The organism is Methylobacterium sp. 17Sr1-1 (genome assembly GCF_003173775.1).
Taxonomy (GTDB): domain Bacteria; phylum Pseudomonadota; class Alphaproteobacteria; order Rhizobiales; family Beijerinckiaceae; genus Methylobacterium.
Genome location: NZ_CP029552.1, coordinates 3,341,575 through 3,362,847, shown reverse-complemented (window position 1 = coordinate 3,362,847; position 21,273 = coordinate 3,341,575). Strand labels below are relative to the sequence as shown.

16 protein-coding genes are annotated in these 21,273 nt (G+C 71.8%); 8 read left to right on the top strand and 8 right to left on the bottom strand.

Annotated elements, in window-relative coordinates; genetic code table 11:
* Positions 1 to 266: 266 nt before the first annotated feature.
* The 5 genes from DK412_RS15125 to hisG all read left to right on the top strand — a co-directional run bounded on the left by DK412_RS15125 (position 267) and on the right by hisG (position 6,038).
* Positions 267 to 1,502, top strand: coding sequence for an O-antigen ligase family protein (locus DK412_RS15125; RefSeq protein ID WP_109972594.1), 1,236 nt, complete (start codon positions 267 to 269; stop codon positions 1,500 to 1,502).
* Positions 1,503 to 1,634: 132 nt separating this feature from the next.
* Positions 1,635 to 3,170, top strand: a complete 1,536-nt coding sequence (gene hisS / locus DK412_RS15120; RefSeq protein WP_109972593.1) for a histidine--tRNA ligase — start codon at positions 1,635 to 1,637, stop codon at positions 3,168 to 3,170.
* Positions 3,171 to 3,399: 229 nt separating this feature from the next.
* Complete coding sequence (locus DK412_RS15115; RefSeq protein WP_109972592.1) at positions 3,400 to 3,699, top strand: transcriptional regulator; 300 nt, start codon at positions 3,400 to 3,402, stop codon at positions 3,697 to 3,699.
* A 201-nt stretch (positions 3,700 to 3,900) separates the two neighbouring features.
* Positions 3,901 to 5,028: an ATP phosphoribosyltransferase regulatory subunit gene (locus tag DK412_RS15110; RefSeq protein WP_109972591.1), complete on the top strand. Its 1,128-nt coding sequence runs from the start codon at positions 3,901 to 3,903 to the stop codon at positions 5,026 to 5,028.
* Positions 5,028 to 6,038 (top strand): ATP phosphoribosyltransferase, encoded by a 1,011-nt coding sequence (gene hisG / locus DK412_RS15105; RefSeq protein ID WP_109972590.1) that lies wholly within the window; start codon positions 5,028 to 5,030, stop codon positions 6,036 to 6,038. The genes DK412_RS15110 and hisG overlap by 1 nt, the downstream gene beginning before the upstream one ends.
* Positions 6,039 to 6,410: 372 nt before the next feature.
* On the opposite strand, the gene hemA is transcribed toward hisG, so the two are convergent.
* Entirely contained in the window at positions 6,411 to 7,691 is a 1,281-nt protein-coding gene (gene hemA / locus DK412_RS15100) for a 5-aminolevulinate synthase (protein WP_109972589.1), read from the bottom strand.
* 242 nt (positions 7,692 to 7,933) lie between these two features.
* On the opposite strand from hemA, the gene DK412_RS31035 reads away from it, so the two are divergent.
* Together DK412_RS31035 and murA are read left to right on the top strand one after the other, a co-directional pair.
* On the top strand, positions 7,934 to 8,134 hold the full coding sequence (locus DK412_RS31035) for a hypothetical protein (protein WP_109972588.1): 201 nt from the start codon (positions 7,934 to 7,936) through the stop codon (positions 8,132 to 8,134).
* Positions 8,135 to 8,246: 112 nt separating this feature from the next.
* The gene (gene murA, locus DK412_RS15090) at positions 8,247 to 9,536 is read left to right on the top strand and encodes a UDP-N-acetylglucosamine 1-carboxyvinyltransferase (RefSeq protein WP_093569782.1); all 1,290 of its coding nucleotides are present in this window, start codon (positions 8,247 to 8,249) and stop codon (positions 9,534 to 9,536) included.
* A gap of 46 nt (positions 9,537 to 9,582) precedes the next feature.
* On the opposite strand, the gene DK412_RS15085 is transcribed toward murA, so the two are convergent.
* The 4 genes from DK412_RS15085 to DK412_RS15070 all read right to left on the bottom strand — a co-directional run bounded on the left by DK412_RS15085 (position 9,583) and on the right by DK412_RS15070 (position 15,398).
* A complete protein-coding gene (locus DK412_RS15085; RefSeq protein ID WP_109972587.1) occupies positions 9,583 to 10,626 on the bottom strand; it encodes a PAS domain-containing protein in 1,044 nt (347 codons plus the stop codon).
* 141 nt (positions 10,627 to 10,767) lie between these two features.
* Positions 10,768 to 14,184 carry an acyl-[ACP]--phospholipid O-acyltransferase gene (locus tag DK412_RS15080; protein ID WP_109972586.1) on the bottom strand — a complete coding sequence of 1,139 codons (3,417 nt, stop codon included), beginning with the start codon at positions 14,182 to 14,184 and terminating at the stop codon, positions 10,768 to 10,770.
* A 168-nt stretch (positions 14,185 to 14,352) separates the two neighbouring features.
* Entirely contained in the window at positions 14,353 to 14,625 is a 273-nt protein-coding gene (locus DK412_RS15075; protein WP_099954130.1) for a YiaA/YiaB family inner membrane protein, read from the bottom strand.
* 44 nt (positions 14,626 to 14,669) lie between these two features.
* Complete coding sequence (locus tag DK412_RS15070; protein ID WP_109972585.1) at positions 14,670 to 15,398, bottom strand: PspA/IM30 family protein; 729 nt, start codon at positions 15,396 to 15,398, stop codon at positions 14,670 to 14,672.
* A gap of 139 nt (positions 15,399 to 15,537) precedes the next feature.
* Here DK412_RS15070 and DK412_RS15065 point away from each other — a divergent pair, with 139 nt between their 5' ends.
* Entirely contained in the window at positions 15,538 to 16,161 is a 624-nt protein-coding gene (locus DK412_RS15065) for a TetR/AcrR family transcriptional regulator (protein WP_109972584.1), read from the top strand.
* Positions 16,162 to 16,413: 252 nt separating this feature from the next.
* Here the strand turns inward: DK412_RS15065 and DK412_RS15060 are convergent, their stop codons facing one another.
* The 3 genes from DK412_RS15060 to DK412_RS15050 form a co-directional block, all read right to left on the bottom strand.
* On the bottom strand, positions 16,414 to 17,100 hold the full coding sequence (locus tag DK412_RS15060) for an SDR family NAD(P)-dependent oxidoreductase (RefSeq protein ID WP_109972583.1): 687 nt from the start codon (positions 17,098 to 17,100) through the stop codon (positions 16,414 to 16,416).
* 80 nt (positions 17,101 to 17,180) lie between these two features.
* Positions 17,181 to 20,351, bottom strand: a complete 3,171-nt coding sequence (locus DK412_RS15055) for a PAS-domain containing protein (protein ID WP_109972582.1) — start codon at positions 20,349 to 20,351, stop codon at positions 17,181 to 17,183.
* Positions 20,352 to 20,605: 254 nt separating this feature from the next.
* A complete protein-coding gene (locus DK412_RS15050) occupies positions 20,606 to 21,184 on the bottom strand; it encodes a MarR family winged helix-turn-helix transcriptional regulator (protein WP_109972581.1) in 579 nt (192 codons plus the stop codon).
* Positions 21,185 to 21,273: the final 89 nt, after the last annotated feature.

Genomic DNA, 21,273 nt, shown 5'->3' with positions numbered 1-21,273 from the left:
GCAGACGGCGTTGACGAAAGATTCACTCCGTCGCGCCATTCTCAACCAGAGCCAAGTTGCGTACCGGCTCTGTTGAGTGTCCGGCCCCGTCGCGCGTTCCGCGGCGGGGCCGCGCCGTTTCTCGGGTCTGTTCGGCGGACGACGCCGGCAAGACTGTCGAGCTTCGTCTACCGGTCTTTTTTAGTCTTCATTCACCCTGTCGCTTCAGCCGGCGCACACCATCCCGCCGCTAACCTCCCGGGCGTCGTCACCCGAGGAGGCGCCCGATGGCCACGTTCGTCCTGCCGCGCCGCGATCTCGCCGCGGTGCCGGTCCTGTCGCTGCTGCGCGGCTTCGGCCATGGGCTGATGGCGGCGTTCATCTTCTTCGCCTGCTTCGCGTTCTCGGACACCTCGCCCTACGACATCGTGGCGATCCCGACGATCGTGCTCTGGGTCCTGCTCGGCGTGCGGCTCTATCGCGGCGCGGTGCCCGTCGTCCTGGTGCTGCTCGTCTTCGTCGGGGCCACGGTCGTCGCCCTGATGCCCTATCTCGACGAGGATCTCTCGGCGATCTGGACGGTGCAGCTCTGCTACCTCGCGATCACCGGCATCTTCTTCACGCTATTCTTCTCGGACGGTACCGACCGCCGGGTCGAGGCGGCGCTCAAGGTCTACACCGCCAGCACGCTGCTCAGCGCGGTGCTCGGGATCGGCGGCTACCTCGAGCTGATCGGCAACGAGGACCTGTTCGCCAAGTACGGCCGCGCCGCCGGCACCTTCCAGGACCCGAACGTGTTCGGCTCGTTCCTGACCCTCGGCGCGCTCTACCTGATGCACAACCTGCTCACCGGCCGCGCCCGGCGCCCGCTCCTGTCGGGCTTAGGGCTCGGCATCCTGCTCGCCGGCGTGTTCCTGTCCTTCTCCCGCGGCTCTTGGGGCGGCACCCTGGTGGTGGCCGGCCTGATGGTCCTGATGGTCTACCGCACGAGCGCGCCGCGTTTACGCCGCCGCATCGTGCTGCTGGCGGCGCTCACGGCGGGGTTCGGGGCGGTCGCCCTCGTCGGCCTGCTCTCGATCGGCACCGTCGGCGAGACCTTCGCCAAGCGCGCCGCCGTCACGCAGGATTACGACGAGGGCGAGACCGGCCGCTTCGGCAACCAGCTGCGCGGCATCGGCATGCTGATCGAGGACCCGCTCGGCATGGGGCCCCTGCGCTGGCGCCGGACCTTCAACCTCGAGCCGCACAATTCCTATATCGGCGCCTTCTCCAACGGCGGCTGGGTCGGCGGCGTCGCCTTCGTGTTCCTGGTGCTGATGACGAGCCGGGTGGGTTTCCGGCTGATGAGCCAGGACACGCCCTACCGGCGCCACGCCCAGATCGTGTTTCCGGCCCTGCTGATGTTCTTCCTCCAGGCGATGCAGATCGACATCGAGAAGTGGCGCCACGTCTACATGATGCTCGGCATCGTGTGGGGGCTGGAGGCGGCGCGGGTCAGGTGGCTGGCGACCGGGGAGGCGTGAGGGCAGGCATCGGTTTGCAGGCTCCGGCAAATGGGCTAGAGCCCGGCGAACCCCGTCTCCGCGTCCAGCCCGCGCCCGTCACCGTGATGGGCCGCTCCGGCCGCGCCGACCGATTCCTGCCTGCGAGACCCGATGTCCAAGCCCGCGAAGGCCGAGAAGGCCGCCACCCTCAAGCCCCGCCTGCCGCGCGGCCTCGTCGACCGCGGGCCGGCCGAGATCGCCGCCACCAACCGGATGCTGGACAAGATCCGCGAGAGCTTCGAGCTCTACGGCTTCGAGGCGGTGGAGACCCCGTTCATCGAGTACACCGAGGCACTGGGCAAATTCCTGCCCGACCTCGACCGGCCGAACGAGGGCGTGTTCTCGTTCCAGGACGACGACGAGGCCTGGCTGTCCCTGCGCTACGACCTGACGGCGCCGCTCGCCCGCTACGTCGCCGAGCATTTCGACGCGCTGCCCAAGCCCTATCGCAGCTACCGCGCCGGCTACGTGTTCCGCAACGAGAAGCCGGGCCCGGGCCGCTTCCGCCAGTTCATGCAGTTCGACGCCGACATCGTCGGCGCGCCCACCGTCGCGGCGGATGCGGAGATCTGCATGATGGCCGCCGATACCCTGGAGAAGGTCGGCATCGGCCGCGGCGACTACGTGGTGAAGGTCAACAACCGCAAGGTCCTCGACGGCGTGATGGAGGCGATCGGCCTCGGCGGCGACGACCAGGCCGGGCGGCGCCTCACCGTGCTGCGGGCGATCGACAAGCTCGACCGCCTCGGGCCCGACGGGGTGCGCCTGCTGCTCGGCCCCGGCCGCAAGGACGAGAGCGGCGACTTCACCAAGGGCGCCGGCCTCTCGGATGACGCGATCGAGCGCATCCTGCGCTACGTCGCGTTCCAGGCCGTCCCCACCGAGGGCGGCGACCGCCTCGCCTTCTGGGAAAACTTCTTCGGCGGCTGGAGCGAGGTGGTCGGAGAGTCCGAGACCGGGCGCCAGGGCATTGCCGAATTGCACACGATCATGAAGCTGTGCGAGGCGGCGGGCTACGGCCACGACCGGGTGCGGGCCGATCCGTCGGTGGTGCGCGGCCTCGAATATTATACCGGCCCGGTCTTCGAGGCCGAGCTGACTTTTCCCGTCGTCAACGAGGACGGCCAGACCGTGCGCTTCGGCTCGGTGGCCGGCGGCGGGCGCTATGACGGCCTCGTCGGCCGCTTCCGCTCCGAGCCGGTGCCGGCGACCGGGTTCTCGGTCGGCGTCTCGCGCCTGTTCTCCGCCCTCCAGGTGGTCCGCAGCCCGATCGTGTCGGGTCAGGCCGCCCCCGGCCCGGTCGTGGTCCTGGTGCTCGACCGCGAGGAGACTGCCGCCTACCAGGCCCTCGTCGCGGCCCTGCGCCAGGCCGGCATCCGCTCGGAGCTCTATCTCGGCGCCTCCGGCATGAAGGCCCAGATGAAGTACGCCGACCGCCGCGGCGCGCCGTGCGTCGTTATCCAGGGCAGCGACGAGCGGGCGAAGGGTGAAGTCCAGATCAAGGACCTGATCGAGGGCGCGAAAGCCGCCGAGGCGATCGGCAGCAACGCCGAGTGGAAGGCCGCCCGGCCGGCCCAGTTCTCGGTGCCGGTGGACGAGATGGTCGCGCGGGTGCGCGAGGTGCTGGGGCGGCATTACGGCGGGTGAGGCGGGTTCGCCCTTCGGAGACTGCGTCATTGACATAGCATGCCGGCAGGCTCGGATATGAGCAGCAAGTCTCCGTTGCACACGCTCGCTCTGTTGGCCGTGCTAAGCAAGAGCGACCGGGACAACTTCAGCGATGCCGAGGTGCAGCAGCTCGCCAAGCTGACATCTTCAATCAGAGCGTATTGGTCTCATCGGCGGCATTGATCCGCTTAGCACTGGGTTTGAGAGCATGGCCAGAGACATCTTCGAGAGGACGTTGTCGGCCTTGAGAGAAGCGGAGGCTCACGCGAAAGGTGAAACGCCTCCGGGCATGATCATTCATGTTCCCGACACGATCGACGTCGCCGAAATCCGTCGTCAGACCGGAAAGGCACAGACGGCCTTCGCCGCAAGCATCGGGGTTCCGGTCGCGACGCTTCGGCAGTGGGAGCATCATCGGCGGCAGCCGCAGGGCCCTGCGCGCGTGCTGCTGGCCCTCATCGAGAAAAACCCGAGGTTGGTGGAGGACATGCTCGGCCAAACGGAGTGAATGTTCATCATTCGTGATGCGCTCACTTGATCGGAGTTGGGCGGGCTACAGGGTTCCACGGAGGGGTGGACTGCGAGAGGATCCCGTATCCGGCACATCCTGACCGACTGCCATCTGCGCACATGTCCCCAACAGCGATCGGTCGCCAAGCCCGCCCGCGGCTGCTACAGGGCCGTCCAGACATTGTAGGTGTTGGGACCAATGACGGGTAACGGAGCCGCGGCCCCCCGGCCGGCGGCGGCGCACGAGGCGCTCCTGGCGCTGTTCGAGGACCGGGGCTACGCGCGGGTCGAGCCGCCGGTGCTGCAGCCGGTGGAGCCCTTCCTGGAGCTGTCCGGCGAGGACATCCGCCGCCGCATCTTCATCACCCAGGACGGGGCCGGGGCGGAGCTCTGCCTGCGGCCCGAATACACGATTCCGGTCGGGCGCCATCACCGCGCCGTCGCCGACGGGCAGGCGGCCGATTACAGCTATCTCGGCCCGGTCTTCCGCCTGCGGGCGGCCGAGCCCGACGAGTTCCACCAGGCCGGCATCGAATCGATCGGCCGGACCGACGTGCCGGCGGCGGATGCCGAGATCCTCGGCCTCGCCCTCGACGGGCTCGACCGGCTCGGGCACCGCGACCGGCAGGTGCGCCTCGGCGACATGGGGCTGATCACCGCGCTCCTCGACGCGCTGAACGTCCAGCCGGCGGCCAAGCGCCGGACGCTGCGGGCGGTGGCCTCCGGCCGCTCCCTCGACGAGATCGCGGTGCCGGTCTCGGTCGACGCGGCCCATGCCGGCCTCCTCTCCGCCATCCAGGGCCAGGACCCGCAAGGGGTGCGCGCCTTCGTCGAGGACGTGCTCGCGATCGCCGGCATCAGCCGGGTCGGCGGCCGTACCGCCGGCGAGATCGCCGAGCGCTTCCTCGCCAAGGCGGCGGCGCATGCCGAGGGCGGCGCCGGCCTGGGCGCCCGCGCCCGCGAGGTGATGGATTCGTATCTCGCCCTCACGGGCGACCCCGATGCCGCGGCGCTTGCCGCCCGCGACCTCGCCCGCCGGGCCGGGCTCGACGATCCCCGGCTCGAGGCGGCGCTCTCCCTGTTCGAGGAGCGCAACGGCTTCATCGCCGCCCGCGGCCTGCCGCTCGAGCGCTTCGTGTTCACCGGCAGCTTCGCCCGCAACCTCGACTACTATACCGGCTTCATCTTCGAGGTCGCGCAGGACGGCGAGAAGCCGGTGGTCGGCGGCGGGCGCTACGACGGCCTGCTCCAGCATCTCGGCAGCGCGGATGCCCTGCCGGCGGTGGGCTGCTCCTTCTGGCTCGAACGCCTCGGGGGGGCGCGCTGATGACCGACACGACGAAAGCCGCTCCCCTCGACGGTCCTCTCGATGGCCCCCTTGTCCTGGCGGTGCCCTCGAAGGGCCGCCTGCAGGAGAACGCCGCCGCCTTCTTCGGCCGCGCCGGCCTGACCCTCGCCCAGACCAGCGGCGCCCGCGACTATCGCGGCCGTCTCAAGGGCGTGGACGGGGTCGAGGTGCGCTTCCTCTCGGCCTCCGAGATCGCCGGCCAGCTCGCGTCCGGTGCGGCGCATCTCGGCATCACCGGCGAGGATCTGATCCGCGAGACCCTGCCGGACGCCGCCGGCCAGGTCGAATTGCTGACGCCGCTGGGCTTCGGCCAGGCCACCGTGGTGGTGGCGGTGCCCCAGGCCTGGATCGACGTGCGCTCGATGAGCGACCTCGACGAGGTGGCGAGCGACATGCGGGTGCGCCATGGCAAGCGCCTGCGCATCGCCACCAAGTACGTCAACCTGACCCGCCGCTTCTTCTACGAGCACGGGGTCGCCGATTACCGCATCGTCGAGAGTCTGGGCGCCACGGAAGGCGCGCCGGCCTCCGGCAGCGCCGAGATCATCGTCGACATCACCACCACCGGCGCCACCCTCGCGGCGAACGCGCTGAAGATCCTCGACGACGGGGTGATCCTGCGCTCGGAGGCGAACCTCGTCGCCTCGCTCGCCGCGTCCTGGAGCGAGACCCCGCGGCGCGCGGTGCAGGCGGTGCTCGGCCGCATCAGCGCCGAGGAGCGGGCCCGTACCACCCGCGAGGTCCGCGCCGGCATGCCGGTCTCCGGCGAGATCGACCTCGCAGGCCTCGCCGCCCTGCACGAGGCCGAGCTGCCCTACGGCGCGCCGGAAGGGCGGGGGGAGATCGTGCTGCGCTGCCCCGCGGACGCGGTGTTCGGGCTTGCCGACGCGCTGGTCCAGGCCGGCGCTGAAGCCGTGAGCGTGCGGCGGATCGACTACGCCTTCGCGGCGGAGAACCCGCTGGTGGAAAGGTTGCTCGGGCGGCTGTGAGCCGCCCCGCGCCCGGATGACAGGGAAGGGGAGCCCGCGCGGGCTCCCCGGATCTACTGCGACAGGCGCAGCTTGCCGGTGGTCGTGGCGATCCGGCTGAAAGCCGCGATCAGGGACGTCGAGTCGTTCACCACGAAGGACCGGCTCGGTGAGGGCGCGCAGTCCTTGAGCAACTCGAGCCCTGTCGCGTCGGGCGGCGCGCGACCTCGGCATCGTTCGCCGGAGCGGTCACCGGTTCGGCGGCGAAACGGATGCCGAACCCGCTTCCAGCAGAGCTGCATCGTACGGCTCTGCTGGAAGCGGGCGCCGTCGCGCCGGCGGGGCGAACCCCGTCGGCCGGGCCGCGGTCGCGGAAGGCGGGTCCTGCTCGGGCTATTCCGCCGCCTCGACGAACACCGTCCCGGCCCGCGGCAGGTTCAGTGCGTCCCACACCTCGACCAGCGCTTCGCGGAGCGCCGCGATCTGCGCCTCGCCGTGGAACGGGGAGGGGGTGATGCGCAGGCGCTCGGTGCCGCGGGGCACGGTCGGGTAGTTGATCGGCTGGATGTAGATGCCGTGGCGCTCGAGCAGCCGGTCGGCCGCCGCCTTGCAGGCCTCCGCGTCGCCGACCATCACCGGCACGATGTGGGTGTCGGTGGCGAGCACCGGCAGGCCGGCATCGAGGAGGGCCGCCTTGGTGCGGGCGGCCTGGCGCTGGTGCGCCTCGCGCTCGGCACCCGACCGCTTCAGGTGGCGGATCGACGCGATGGCGGCGGCGGCGATCGCCGGGGGGAGCGCGGTGGTGAAGATGAAGCCGGGGGCGTGGCTGCGCACCGCGTCGCAGAGCGCCGCCGAGCCGGTGATGTAGCCGCCGACGCAGCCGAAGCCCTTGGCGAGGGTCCCCTCGATCACGTCGACCCGGTGCATCACCCGGTCGCGCTCGGCGATGCCGGCGCCGCGCGGGCCGTAGAGGCCGACGGCGTGGACCTCGTCGAGGTAGGTCATGGCGCCGTAAGCTTCGGCGAGGTCGCAGATCTTCCCGATCGGCGCCACGTCGCCGTCCATCGAGTAGACGCTCTCGAAGGCGATCAGCTTCGGCCGGTCGCCGGCCGCGATCAGGAGCTCCTCGAGGTGGGCGAGGTCGTTATGGCGAAAGATCTGCTTGTCGCAGCCCGACTGGCGCACGCCCTCGATCATCGAGTTGTGGTTGAAGGCGTCGGACAGGATCAGGCAGTTCGGGATCAGCTTGGCGATCGTCGAGATGCCGGCCTGGTTCGAGACGTAGCCGGAGGTGAAGACGAGGCCCGCCTCCTTGCCGTGCAGGTCGGCGAGCTCGCGCTCCAGGTCGACGAGCGGAGAGTTGTTGCCGGCGATGTTGCGGGTGCCGCCGGCGCCGACGCCGCAGCGCTGCGCGGTCTCGGTCAGCGCCGCGACCACCAAGGGGTGCTGGCCCATGCCGAGATAGTCGTTCGAGCACCACACGGTGATCTCGCGGGTGCCGGTGCCGCTGCGCCACAGGGCGGTGGGGAAGCGGCCGTTGATGCGCTCGATGTCGGCGAAGACGCGGTAGCGGCGCTCGTCGTGCAGGCGCGCGAGCGCGCCGCGGAAGAGGGCCTGGTAGTCGGTCGCGCCCTGAACGGTTTCGGGGCGGGTCTCGGGCCGGGTCTCGGGCATCGTGGTCCTTCGCGGTCTGGCCGGATGGGCATCCGGGGGGCGGGACCGGGCCTGACCCCGGGGAGGAGCCGGTCCGCGCGGCGGATGGCCGAATCGCCGATCCATCGCTGGTCGCGCCTTGATCTCGCTCAAATGCGACGGCTTTGTCTTTTGAAAAAGTCGAGGGCGAGGCGGGCGTTCTGACTCCTCTCGCACGGTCACGGAAGCGGGAAATTGGTCATGGCGACGAAGGGTCGCGCGCGATGAGCGGGCAGGGCGAAGGAACCCGCGAGGGAACCCGGCAGGACGACCGGCAAGGGGCTCGTGAAGGGACGCGCGACGAGCGGCTGAAGGCGGCGCTCCGCGAGAATCTGCGCCGCCGTAAGGCGCAGGTGCGGGGTCGCGAGGCGGCCGAGCCGGCGCCGGACGCGCCCGCGGATCGAAAGGCCGGGGATGAGCGTTGACGCCCAAGCGTAGCGGTAGCATCGCTGCGGTGCAATAAAGCAGGTTTCGGAATCATGAGGCGCGCCGGTCCGGCGCGCGGGACGCGCCGCGGGCGCGAGGGACGTTGTCACCATGGATCGCATCCACATCGTCGGCGGCCAGCCGCTTCACGGCATCATCCCGATCTCGGGCGCCAAGAACGCGGCGCTGCCGCTGATGATCGCCAGCCTGCTCACCGGCGAGACGCTGGAACTGTCGAACGTGCCCCGGCTCGCCGACGTCGCCTCGCTCCTGCGCATCCTCGGCAATCACGGCGTCGACCACATGGTGGTCGGCAAGCGCCCGGGCCAGACCACCGAGGCCGGCCAGACCATCCGGCTCACCGCCTCGAACGTCATCGACACCACGGCGCCCTACGACCTGGTCTCGACCATGCGGGCGAGCTTCTGGGTGATCGCGCCGCTGCTCGCCCGCTTCGGCGAGGCGCGGGTGTCGCTGCCGGGCGGCTGCGCCATCGGCACGCGCCCGGTCGACCTGCTGCTGATGGCGCTGGAGACGCTCGGCGCCACGATCGAGATCGACGGCGGCTACGCGGTGGCGCGCACGAAGAACGGCTTGCGCGGCGGCGAGATCAAGTTCCCCAAGGTCACGGTCGGCGGCACCCACGTCGCACTGATGGCGGCGGTGCTGGCGCACGGCACCACCGTGATCGAGAATGCCGCCCGCGAGCCGGAGGTGGTGGACCTCGCCGCCTGCCTGTCGCGGATGGGCGCGCGGATCGAGGGCGCCGGCACGCCGCGGATCGTGATCGAGGGCGTGTCGCGCCTCTCGGGCGCCCGCCACGCCGTGCTGCCCGACCGGATCGAGACCGGCACCTACGCCATGGCGGTGGCGATGACCGGCGGCGACGTGACGCTCGAAGGTACCCGGGCCGACCTGCTGCACAGCGCCCTCGACATCCTGGCCACCACCGGCACCGAGGTGACGCCGCTCGACCACGGCATCCGGGTACGCCGCAACGGTCACGGGGTGGCGGCGGTGGACGTCACCACCGATCCGTTCCCGGGCTTCCCGACCGATCTCCAGGCCCAGTTCATGGCCCTGATGACCAAGGCCAAGGGCCAGTCGCGCATCCGCGAGACGATCTTCGAGAACCGCTTCATGCACGTGCAGGAGCTGGCGCGCCTCGGCGCGAAGATCCGGCTGGAAGGCGACGTCGCGGTGGTCGAGGGCGTCGAGCGCCTGAAGGGCGCCCCCGTGATGGCGACCGACCTGCGCGCCTCGGTCTCCCTGGTGATCGCCGGCCTCGCCGCCGAGGGCGAGACCCAGATCAACCGGGTCTACCACCTCGACCGCGGCTTCGAGGCCCTGGAGGCCAAGCTCGTGCGCTGCGGCGCCGAGATCCGGCGCGAGCGGGTGTGATGATCGTCCGCGATGGCCCTGCCTCCGGCGGGGCCGTCGCCGGCGGTTACTTCCGGTAGACCGCCACCGCGTTGCCGTCGGTCAGCAGGAACACGATCCCGGCCTCCCGGAGCGCCGCGACGGCGGTCCGGCGGGTGCGGGAGGTCAGGGCCTCGCCGTCATCCTCCAGGCGGCGGATCGAGGAGAGCGAGAGGCCGCTCCGGGCGGCGAGATCCTGCATCGACCAGCCGAGCAGGCCGCGGGCGGCGCAGAGATGCCGGCCGCCGATCCCGCTCTCGAGCCCCTCCCGGATCGGCTCGTCGAGGGGGGCGGCCATCGGGCCGTCGAGGCGCGAGACCATGATCGCCCAGGTGCGGATCGCGTCGGTCTCGTCGCGCAGGGGCGCGTAGGCGAAGTGGAAGCGGGCCTCCCCGCCCTGGGCGAGGCGCAGCACCTTGCCCATCACGAAGGGCCGGCCGGCCTGCAGCAGGGTGCGCACCTGCTCGCGCGCCCGCGGCCGGTCGCCCGCGGCGATCACCCGGCAGCAATCCTCGCGGAATTCCTCCTGCGTCAGGCCGGTCAGGGCCAGCACCTCCTGCGAGCCGACCCGCTGCGTCGCATCGTCGGCCATGGAGTGGGTCCAGGACTGGGTCTGCTCGAACAGGGCCCGGCGGCGGCGGCGCTCCTCCGCCTGCACGGCGGCCAGGCGTTCGCGGTCGGTGACGTCCAGCAAGGTGCCGGCGGCGGCCCGCGGCCGTCCGTCCAGATCGTGGTAGACCTCGCCGCGGACGGACAGGATGCGCAGCGACCCGTCCGGCCGGATCACCCGGACCGTGCGGTCGTGCTGGGTTCCGCCTTGGATTACCTGCGCCGCCGTGGCGAGGTCGAAGCGGTCTTCCGGGTGCACCATCGCCAGGAGGTTGGCGTAGCTCGGCCGGATCGCGCCGAGGTCGAGGCCGAGCAGGCGGTACAGGCCGGGCGACCAGACGTGCTCGTCGGTGGCGAAGGTCCAGCCCCAGCTGCCGGTCAGACCGCGGATCTCGAGCAGCCGCAGGAAGTCCCGCGACGAGAAGGCGGGCCGGTCCGGCGCACCGGGAGGAGGGGGAGACATGCAGCGATCCTGACAACCGTGCGATGCCGGTCCGAAGTCATGTCGACTTCTCGACAGAGCGGCATCCAGGCCAGACCAGCCGGCCACGACGCAACGTCAACGCGAGACTGACACGTCCGCTGCATGCGTATCACCGTTAGGTCAAGCCGCCTCCGCCGGCCGCGTCCTCTCGGCGGCGAGCCGGGTCACCGCGGCGAAATCGACCTTGCCGGAGCCGAGCTGCGGCAGCTTGTCGACCGTCACGATCTCGGCCGGGACGGCGAGCTCGCTCATTCCGCTGGCGCGGGCGCGGGCCTGGAAGGCGGCGCGCGTCGCGTCCGCCTTCTCGGTGACCAGCACCAGGCGCTCGCCCTTGCGCGCATCCGGCAGGGCCGCGACGGCGCTCGCGGCCTCCGGGTAGAGCTCGGCGGCCAGCGCCTCGACGGCCGACAGCGAGATCATCTCGCCGCCGACCTTGGCGAAGCGCTTGGCCCGGCCGCGGATGGTGACGAAGCCGTCTGAATCGATCGTCACGATGTCGCCGGTGTCGTGCCAGCCCTCGGGCGGGGCTTCGAGCACGCCGGGATTCTCGGCCCTGAGATAACCCAGCATCACGTTGGGGCCGCGCACGAACAGGCGCCCGCCTTCCGCGACGCCGGCGACCGGCTCCAGCCGCGCCTCCATCCCGGGCATGATCCGCCCGACCGTGCCGAAGCGGTTGAACATCGGCGTGTTGAGGGCGAGCACCGGCGCCGTCTCGGTGACGCCGTAGCCCTCCAGGATCCGCAGGCCGAACTTTTCCGCGTAGGTCTTGCGGGTCGCCGGCTTCACCGGCTCGGCCCCGGCCAGGATGTAGCGCAGCGAGCGGAAATCGTAGGCGTGGGCGACCCGTGCGTAGCCGGACAGGAACGTGTCGGTGCCGAACAGGATGGTCGCGTTCGAGCCGTAGACCAGCTCGGGCACGATCCGGTAGTGCAGCGGCGAGGGGTAGAGGTAGACCGGCACGCCGGAGACCAGCGGCAGCACCAGCCCGACGGTGAGCCCGAACGAGTGGAACACCGGCAGGACGTTGAACACCTTGTCGGTGCGGCCGAAATCGATCCGCGCCTGGGCCTGGGCGGCGTTGGCCAGCATGTTGCGGTGGGAGAGCACCACGCCCTTCGGCGTGCCCTCGCTGCCGGAGGTGAACAGGATCGCCGCCGGGTCGTCGGGCCGGCGCGGGTGGAGCGCCTGGCGCCAACCGACGAGGCCGCGCAGCTTGTCGAGGCGGCCGACCTGCCCGCGGACATCCTCCAGGTAGACGATGGTCAGGCTCTCGCTCAGCGCCTGCAGGAGGGCGTCGAGGCGGCCCTTCTGCACGAAGGCCCGGGAGGTGACGATCGTGTCGACCTCCGCCGCCTTGCAGGCGTTGAGGATGTTGGTCGGGCCGGCGGTGAAGTTGATCATCGCCGGCACCCGGCCCGCCGACATCAGCCCGAGCACCGTGACGGCGGCGGCGTTGGCGTTCGGCAGCATCACGCCGATCGCCCGGCCCCGCGGCGCCAGCGGCCCGAGCTTGCCCCCGAGCACCCGGGCGCCCATCAGCAGGCGGCGATAGGTGAGCGTGCCGGAGACCGGATCCTCGACGGCGACGCGGCCCGTTCCCTCGCGCTCGGCCGCCTGGACCACCGCGTCGAACACCGTGCGGTCGATCGGCGCGGTGCGGAAGATCAGGTCCGACATCACCCCGTAGAGGGCCGCGCCCGCGGCCTGGCGGCGGGCCTTGCCCTTGAGCGCGGGATCGACGTCGAGCCGCACCGGCTCCAGCACCGTCACGGTGAATTTCGGCCACCAGCGCCGGCGCACCTGGGCGCGGGACAGGCGCGAGAACACCGTGTGCTCCGGCCCCTCGATCTTCACCGGCACCACCGGCACGCCGGACTTGTCGGCGATGAGGCCGGCGCCGTCATAGACCTTCATCAGGCTGCCGGTGACGGTGAGCCGTCCTTCGGGGAAGATGATCAGCGTCTCGCCCGCCTTCACGGCGTTGATCAGGGTGCGCGTCGCCATCGGCTTCGTGGGATCGAGGGGCAGCGCCCGGGTCAGCCACAGGAACGGGCGCACCCACCATTTCTGCGCGATGGTGTGGTCGATGGCGAAGGTGGGGTCGCGCTCGGTCAGCGACAGGGCGAGGCCGGCATCGAGGAAGCTGACGTGGTTGAGGGCGATGATGGCGTTCGGCCCCGCCTTCTCGACGTTCTCGATGCCCCGCACCTCCAGCCGGTAGAAGGCCCGGAACAGGATCGACAGGAAATCGCGAAAACCGCTGGTCGGCAGGACCAGGAGGATCGCGACGCCGGCGAGGAGGTTGGCGATGCCGACGATCAGGAACTGGCCGGCGGACGACAGGCCCGCCTTCTGCAGCACCGCGAGGCCGACGGCCCCGAGCACGATCAGCGCCGCGGCGAGCACGTTCGAGGCGGCGATGACCCGGGCGCGGCGCTCCTTCGGGGTCCAGGCCTGGAGCGCGGCGAAGGACGGCACGATGAACAGGCCGGCGGCGGCGGCCAGCAGCACGAAGTCGAGGGCGATCCGGGCGCCGCGCCAGGACCCCAGGAAATCGAGGGCGCCGACCGGGGAGGGGGGCGGCACGCTGGTCGCGGCGACGTGCGCGAGATCCAGGGAGACGAGGCCCATGATGAGCGCGGCGATCGGCGTCGGCAGCATCACGATCCGTCCGGCGCAGAGCCAGGAGGCGAGGCCGGAACCCAGCGCCACGCCGACCGAGAACATGGCGAGGAGCGCCGTCACCACGGTCTCGTCGCCGCCGAAGGTGCCCTTCACGAGTGCCGGCAGCAGGGCCAGCACCACGGCGCCGACGAGCCAGAACCAACTGGTGATGACGCCCGTGCGCCACAGCCGCGTGTCCTCGTAGAGGTCGCGCATCAGGCCGCCCGTCGAGCGCAGCACGTTGCGGTCGACGGTGAGGGTGGGGGCCGCCTCGCCGGTCTTCGGGATCGCGAGGCTCGCGAGCCAGCAGAGGACGGCGAAGCCCATCACCAGGAGCCCGAAGGCGTGCGCCCCGCCATGGGTGACGGCGAGGCCGCCCGCGATGGTGCCGGTGAGGATGGCGAGGAAGGTCGCGGCCTCGATCAGCGCGTTGCCGGCCGGCAGCTCGGCGCGGGCGAGGTGGTCGGGCAGGATGCCGTACTTGATCGGCCCGAACAGGGCCGCGACGATCCCGAACAGGACGAGGGCCACGAACAGGATCGGCACCGAGGCGAGCCAGAAGCCGAGCACCGCGACGCCCGCCGCCACGATCTCCGCCGCCTTGAGGCGGCGGGCGATGAACGCCTTGTCGTAGCGGTCGGCGAGCTCGCCGCCGAGGCCCGAGAGGAAGAAGAACGGCGCGATGAAGGCCGCGCCCGCCAGCGTCACCAGGGCCGCCGAGCCGCCATCCGCCCCGCCGCCGACCCCGCCCGCCCCGAACATGATCAGGAACACCAGGGCGTTCTTGAGGAAGTTGTCGTTGAAGGCGGAGAAGAACTGGCACCAGAACAGGGGCGCGAAGCGCCGGCTGGCCATCAGCGGTCCGGACATGGAGGGCGTTCCTCGCTCGGTGACGGGTGGGCGGAATGGCCGGGCGCCGCCGCGGCAGGAGACGGAGCCCTTAGCCGGTAAACCCTAACCGGCTTTGCTGCCGCGGTCTCGGGGTGATCCCGTTTGGCGATCCCGTTTGGCGATCCGATGTCGGGAACCGGGGACCGGCTACTCCTTGCCCATCTCCATCAGCAGGCGCTCGGCCCGAGCATCCTCGATGCGGTTGACGAGGCGCTTGCCCTCGTGGACGTCGCGCACGGTCTTGACCAGGGTGATGCAGGACTGGACCAGCATCGTCACCCCCATGGCGAGGTAGCCCTTGGTCCAGAGATCCAGGGGCAGGAACAGGATGCCGCCGGCCACCATGGTGGCGGCGCCGATGAAGGAGGCGTAGGTGAAGGCCACCCAGGCGGAGGTGTGCTGCGGGGTCTGCGGGGTCATGGATGGGGTTTCCTCGGACGGGTGAGACGGGGGGCGGGTCGCGCTCAGGCGGCGCCGGTCGGGGACTGGGCTTGGGATTGGGCTTGGGACTGGGCCTCGGCTTTCGCCCGCAGGCGCTCCATCACGCGGCCGGCGCTCGGCCGGGTGCGCGGGCCGAAGCCGGCCTCCTCCAGGCGCTCGCTCAGGGATTCGGGCGTCGCCGCCTCGATGATCGCCAGGGCCTCGTCCGAGGCGGCCTCCGCGGCCTGGGCCTCGCGCAGGCGGCGCAGGGTGGCCTGCGCCTCGGCGAGCGCCGCCGGGCTCCCGAGGCCCTGCCCGCGGCGGGCCCGCAGGCGATGCACCGCCTCCGCCGCCCGGGCGATGCGCTGGCCGCGCTCCAATTCGGCGAATTGCCGGCTGCCCTTGCGCACGGCCCGGCGCAGGGCCGCGACCTCCGCGGCGTAGGCCGCGCGGCTCGCCTCCAGGGCCGCGGCCTCCTCCTCCATCTCGGCCAGGGCCTCGGCCGCCTCGGTCGCCAGGTCCTCGCGCCCGCCGCTCAGCGCCGCGACGGCGCTCCCCTCCAGTTCGGCGATCCGGGCGGCGAGCGCGGCCTGGCGCTTGGCGTCGGCCGCCTCCTGGGCGAGGGCGCGCCCCAGCGTCCGGCGGCTGTCGTCGAGGGCGGCGGCCGCGTCGCGCAGCTGCTGCTCCAGGATCAGGAAGGCGTGCTGGTCGTGAAGGTCCTCGGCGGCCCTGGCGGCGGCGCCCCGGACGAGGGTGGAGAGGAGGTTGAGCATCTTTGGCTCCGCTGGCGTGAACGTTGTTCACGAACGCAGGTTTCCACAGCTCTGAACGGTGTTCAAGCGCAAATTTGAACATCGTTCACGAGGCTTTTTCACGACGGTGCGAAAACGCACGCGAGAGGCAAAGGACGGCATGCGCAACGACGAGAGGCGGGAGCGGCTGCGGACGGCCCTGATCGACGCCGCGGAGGCCACCATCGCGGCCGACGGCCTGTCGGCCCTGAAGGCGCGCGACCTCGCCAAGAATGTCGGCTGCGCGCTCGGCGCGATCTACACGGTGTTTCCCGACCTCGACGCCCTGATCCTCCGGGTGAACCTGCGCACGCTCGCCCTGTTCGAACGGGCGATAACCGCGGTGCCGATCGCGCCGGAGCCGGAGGGGAATGCGACGCCGGCCGAGCGGGACGCGGCGGTGGAGACCCTGGTGCGGCTGGCGGTGGCCTACCTGCACTTCGCGGCGGGCCATCCGGCGCGCTGGCGCGCCCTGTTCCAGCACCGGGTCACGCACGCATTGCCGGACTGGTACCTCGTCGAGCAGGTGCGCCTGTTCCGCTACATCGAGGCCCCTTTGCGGGTGCTGCGGCCCGACCTCAGGGACCGCGAGCGGGCGCTGCTCGCCCGCTCGCTGTTCTCCGCCACCCACGGCCTCGTCAGCCTCGGCCTCGACGAGAAGCTGATGGTGCTGAGCGAGCCGGTCCTGCGCGGGCAGATCGAGATCGTGGTGGGGGCGCTGGGAAGGGGGTTGGCGGGGGGGTGAAGTGGGTCGTCTCTTCTCCGCTCGGCCGCTTGGACGCGACCTTCGCGCGCCACAGGGTCATTCCGGGGCCGCGAAAGCGGAGCCCGGAGTGCCGAAGGCACGCCCAGACACGCGGGTCTTTCCGAACCGAGCGGCACGCATCCCGCCATGATCTGCATCACCGGCGGCTCTGGATTCCGGGCTCCGCTGGCGCTGCCCCGGAATGACGCCGAGGGTGTCGGAGCCGGTGCGTCGATCGACGGGGCCGCCCGCCTACCACGGCACCGTCTCCCCCCGATAATCCAGGTACACGCAGCCCCGCTGCCCGAGCCGCCCCTCGACCACCGCCACCATCCCCTCGGCGCTCGTCGCCACGTCGATGTCGGCCTCCGGGCCGCCCATGTCGGTGCGCACCCAGCCCGGATGCATCAGCACGGTGCCGAAGGGCGCGTCGCCGTGGCGGGCGGCGAAGGAGCGGGCCAGCGTGTTGAGGGCGGCCTTGCTCGCCCGGTAGCTCTCCCAGGTGCCGCCCTCGTTGAGCGAGACGCTGCCGAGGATCGAGCTCATCAGCACCATCAGGCCGCCGGGGGCGACCCGGTCGGCGAAGGTCTCGGCGAAGCGGATCGGGCTCACCGCGTTGGTCTCGTAGACCTTGAGCGCCGTCGCCCGGTCGCCCTGCGGCAGCGGCACGTGGGCGCCGTCGGCGACGCCCGCCACCACGAACACCACGTCGAAGCTTTGTGCCGCGAGGTCGTCGTGCAGGCGCGCCACGCCCGCGTCGTCGTCGATGTCGACCCGCGCGAGGGCGGGCGCGACGGGGCTTAAGGCGGCGAGCGCCGGCGCCTCGCCCCGGGCGGTGGCGGTGACGGCCCAGCCGCGGGCGAGGAAGGCCCGCACCAGCCCGAGACCCAGGCCCCGCGAGGCCCCGACGATCAGCGCGCTGCGTTCCTGTTGGGCCATGGCGGAAATCTCCCGTGTCGGTTCCGGCGCAGGAGAAGTAGGGCTCGCGCGGCCGCGGCAAGCGGTCCGGGGTCGCGCCCTCAGGCCGCGTCGGCCGTCCGCGGCGCGCTCCACCGCTCCACCGTCGCCAGGAGCTCGTCGGGCCGGAACGGCTTGCCGACGTGGTCGTCCATGCCGGCGGCGCGGAACTGGGCGACCTGCTGCGGCAGCACGTTGGCGGTGAGCGCCACGATCGGCAGGCGGCTCGCCGGGGAGCCCAGCGCCCGGATGTGGCGCGTCGCGGTCAGCCCGTCCATGCCGGGCATCTGCACGTCCATCAGCACCACGTCGTACCCGCCCGCCTGCAGGGCCGAGACCGCCTCGGCGCCGTCGCCCGCCACGCTCACGGCGTGGCCGCGGCGCTCCAGGATGGCGCGGGCGATGTCCTGGTTGATCGGGCTGTCCTCGACGAGGAGGACCTTGGCCGGGCGCGCGAGCGGCGCGAGCGGGGGCCGCTCCCGGGCCGGGTCGTCCTCGGCGGCGGCCGCCAGCGGCACGGTGAACCAGAAGGTCGAGCCGGCGCCCGGCCGGCTCTCGACCCCGATCGTGCCGCCCATGGCCTCGACCAGCTGCCGGCTGATCGCCAGGCCGAGGCCGGTGCCGCCGAAGCGGCGCCGGATCGAGCCGTCGACCTGGCTGAAGCGCTGGAAGAGCTGCCCGAGCCGGTCGGCCGGGATGCCGATTCCAGTATCGCTGACCGCCACCCGCAGGGCGTGGCGCCCGCAGGTGAGCGGCGCGCTCGCGAGGTGCAGGGTGACGCGGCCCGCCGGCGTGAACTTGATCGCGTTGTTGACGAGGTTGAGCAGCACCTGCCGCAGCCGGTCCGGGTCGCCGACCAGGCGGGGCGCGAGGTCCGGCGCGGTCTCGACGCCGAGCGCCAGGCGCTTGGCGTCGGCCGCGGTCCGGACGATCGAGACCGCGCCGTCGGCCAGGGCTGCCGGCCCGAAGGGCTGCGGGTCGAGGTCGATCTGCCCCGCCTCGATCTTCGAGAAGTCGAGGACGTCGTTGACCACCGTCAGCAGGGCCTGGCCCGCCTCCTGGATCCGCGCGGCGCTGCGGCCCTGCACCGGCGACAGGTCGCCCGCCCGGACCAGCAGCTCGGCGTAGCCGATCACGCCGTTCAGCGGCGTGCGGATCTCGTGCGACATGGTGGCGAGGAACTCGGTCTTGGCGGCGCTCGCCGCTTCCGCTTGGCGCTGCGCGATTTCCGCCTGGCGCTGCGCGATTTCCGCCTGGCGCTGCGCGATTTCCGCCTGGCGCTGCGCGGCTTCGGCCTGGACCCTGGCCGCCTCGGCGACGCGGTTGGCCTCCAGGACGGCGAGCTCGCGCCGCTTGCGCTCGGTCACGTCCGAGACGGTGCGGATCGCCCCGCCCTCGGCGAGGCGCACGGTGCGCACCTCGAGCACGGTGCCGTCCGGGCGCGTGCGCTCGTAGACCGGCGGAGCGCCGAGGAGGTCGCCCGTGAGCGCGAGCCACGGGGGGCGCTCCGCCGCGGCGTCGCCGAACTCGCCGCTCGCGCTCTGCCAGGCGACGAGCTCGGCCAGGGTCGGGTGGCCGTGGCGGTACTCCGGCGGCAGGCCGAGGAGGTCGATCGCCCGCTCGTTGCAGAGCTGGACGATCCCGGCGGTGTCGATCAGCAGCACGCCCTGGTCCATGTTGGCCAAGGTCGCGTCGAGCAGGGCCTTCTTGCGCTGCAGGGCCGCCTCGGCCTTCCGGCGTGCCGTGATGTCGGTGAGGGTGCGCAGCACGCCGCCATCGGCGGTCGGCGCGTTGTGGACCTCCAGGATCGTGCCGTTCGGCCGCGTGCGCTCGTAGCGCTCGCCGATCACCGCGAGGTCGCCGACCGTGATCGCGTGCTCGAAAGCCGGATCGACCCCCGCATACTCTCCGGCCGCCGTCAGCACCCGCCGCATCTCCGCCCGGGACGGCCGCGCCGCCAGGAAGGCCGGGTCGAGGTCGAGGAGCTCGGCGAGCCGGCGGTTGGTGACGGCGACCCGCCCCTGCGCGTCGACCATGATCAGACCCTGGTCCATCGCGTCGAGGGTCGTCGTGAGCACCGCCTCCTTCGCGACGAGCTCCCGGGTGCGCGCGGCGATGCGGTCCTCGAGGTCGGCGTTGCTCTTGCGCAGGGCGTCCGCCTGCCGCTGCAGGATCGCGGAGGTCTGCGCCAGCACCGCCCCGACCTCGTTCACCTCCCGGATCGGCGTCACCGGCATCCGCAGGGTGACACCGCGGCTGAGGTCGTCCGCCGCCCGTGCCAGCAGCGCCTTGGCGAGCAGGATCCGGCGGCCGACGAGCAGCGAGGCGATCAGGGCGATCAGCGACAGGCCCAGGATCACCGGCGCCAGCACCAGCACGGAGGTGACGAAGGGCGCCCGCAGGGCCGCCTGCTCGATGCCGATCGTCACCACCCAGCCCGAGAGGGCGGAGCGGTGATGGGTGCCGAAGACCGGGATGCCGCTGAGGTTGCGGCCCCACCACTGCCCCGTCGTCCCGGAGACCGAGCGGAAGCCCGGCAGCGGCTTGCCGGCCGCCGCCGCGGTGTCGACCGACCGGCCGATGATGATCCCGTTCCGGTCGGCGACCGAGCCGGAATAGGGCGCGGAGACGCCCGCGCCCCGCAGGAACCCGCCGAAGAGCGGCGCCGGCAGGGTGGCGTTCAGGAAGTAGGCGAGCGCCCCGTCGCGCCGCACCGGCACCGTGACGACGACGATCGGCTGGCCGGTGACGGTGCCCGCGACGAGGTCGGAGATCGCCGGCGCGCCGGTCTCCCGCACCACCCGGTCGTTGTCGAGGACCGCCCGGGGCAGGGGGGCTCCCCAGGGCAGCCGCGTGTTCACGCGCTGCTGCCCGTCGGCGTCGCGCAGCACGATGTTGATGCCCTGCAGGCGCACCAGCTCCCGGGCCTGGCGGTCGAACCGGGCGAAATCCTCGTGCTCCAGGGCCGGCGAGGTGGCGAGCGCCTGCAGCATCGCGATCTGGCCGCTGAGGAAGCGGTCGATCTGCTCGACCGCGTGGGCGTTGAGGGTCGCGGTCCGCTCCTCCATCCGCGCCTGCTCGGCCTGAACCCATCGATGCGCGATCAGCCCGATGATGAGGAGCGCCGGCACCAGCAGGGCGACCGCCAGGGCCGCGACATGCGTGCGCAGCAGGCGCGCGCGGAAGCCGGATGGTCCTGCCTCGCGCGCCTCACATTGTTCGTGATCGGACACTCGTCTCTACCGGCCAACCCGTTCTTGCGCCCACCGCAAGCCGATCGTCTATACGGTAGAAGACTGGAGAACGGTGTCCCTGGTAAGGCGATAACCGTTATGCGCGCCTGATCTTCGAGATCGAGCAGGCGGCGTGCGAACTAATCCATTCGGCGGGACGGTATAGGCTGCGCGACTGGTCCGGACCTTGATCCAAGCCCCGCCTCAATCCAAGCCCCGCCTCAATCCAAGCCCCGCCTCGATCCAAGCCCCGCCTAATCCATATCACGGCTCGAATCCCCGCCGTCGAGCCCGCCCTCGAGATCGTCCTCGGCCTCGGCGTCGGATTCGTGCGCCTCGAGGCCGGCGGCCTCGGCGAGGTTGCGGGTGGCGCGGCGCAGGAGCTTGCGCAGGCGCCGGCGCTCCTTGTTGTCGAAGCCTTCCAGCATCTCGGCCTCGACCTCGTCCCAGAGGCCCTCGATCGCCGCGGCCTTGGCCAGGCCCGCCTCGGTCAGCCGCACCCGGACGATGCGGCCGTCCCCGGCTTCGGTCCGGCGCTCGACCACCCCCATGGCGGCGAGCCGCGTGATGGTCTTCGAGGCGGTGGGCGGGCGCACCCGCAGGGTGGCGGCGAGGTCGCCCATGGTCATGGTGCCGGCGGCCGCGAGCGCCTGCACCACCTGCTCCTGGCCGGCGAAGAGATCGAGTTCCGCCAGGCGGTCGCCGATGCGGCCGCGATGGAGGCGGGCCGCCTGCATCAAGGCCCAGCCGACGCTCTTGGCTCCGGGGGGCCGGAGGCGCTTGGCCGCCCGGCGCGGCGCATCCACGGCCAAAGCCTGCTCGCCCGCTGCCATGGCATCCGCCCCCGCTCTCGAGACAAATCCTGCCGCGCGTGCATCGTGGGAGCAAGCGCGGCGGGCGAGGCGCCGCGTGGCGCCCTCGA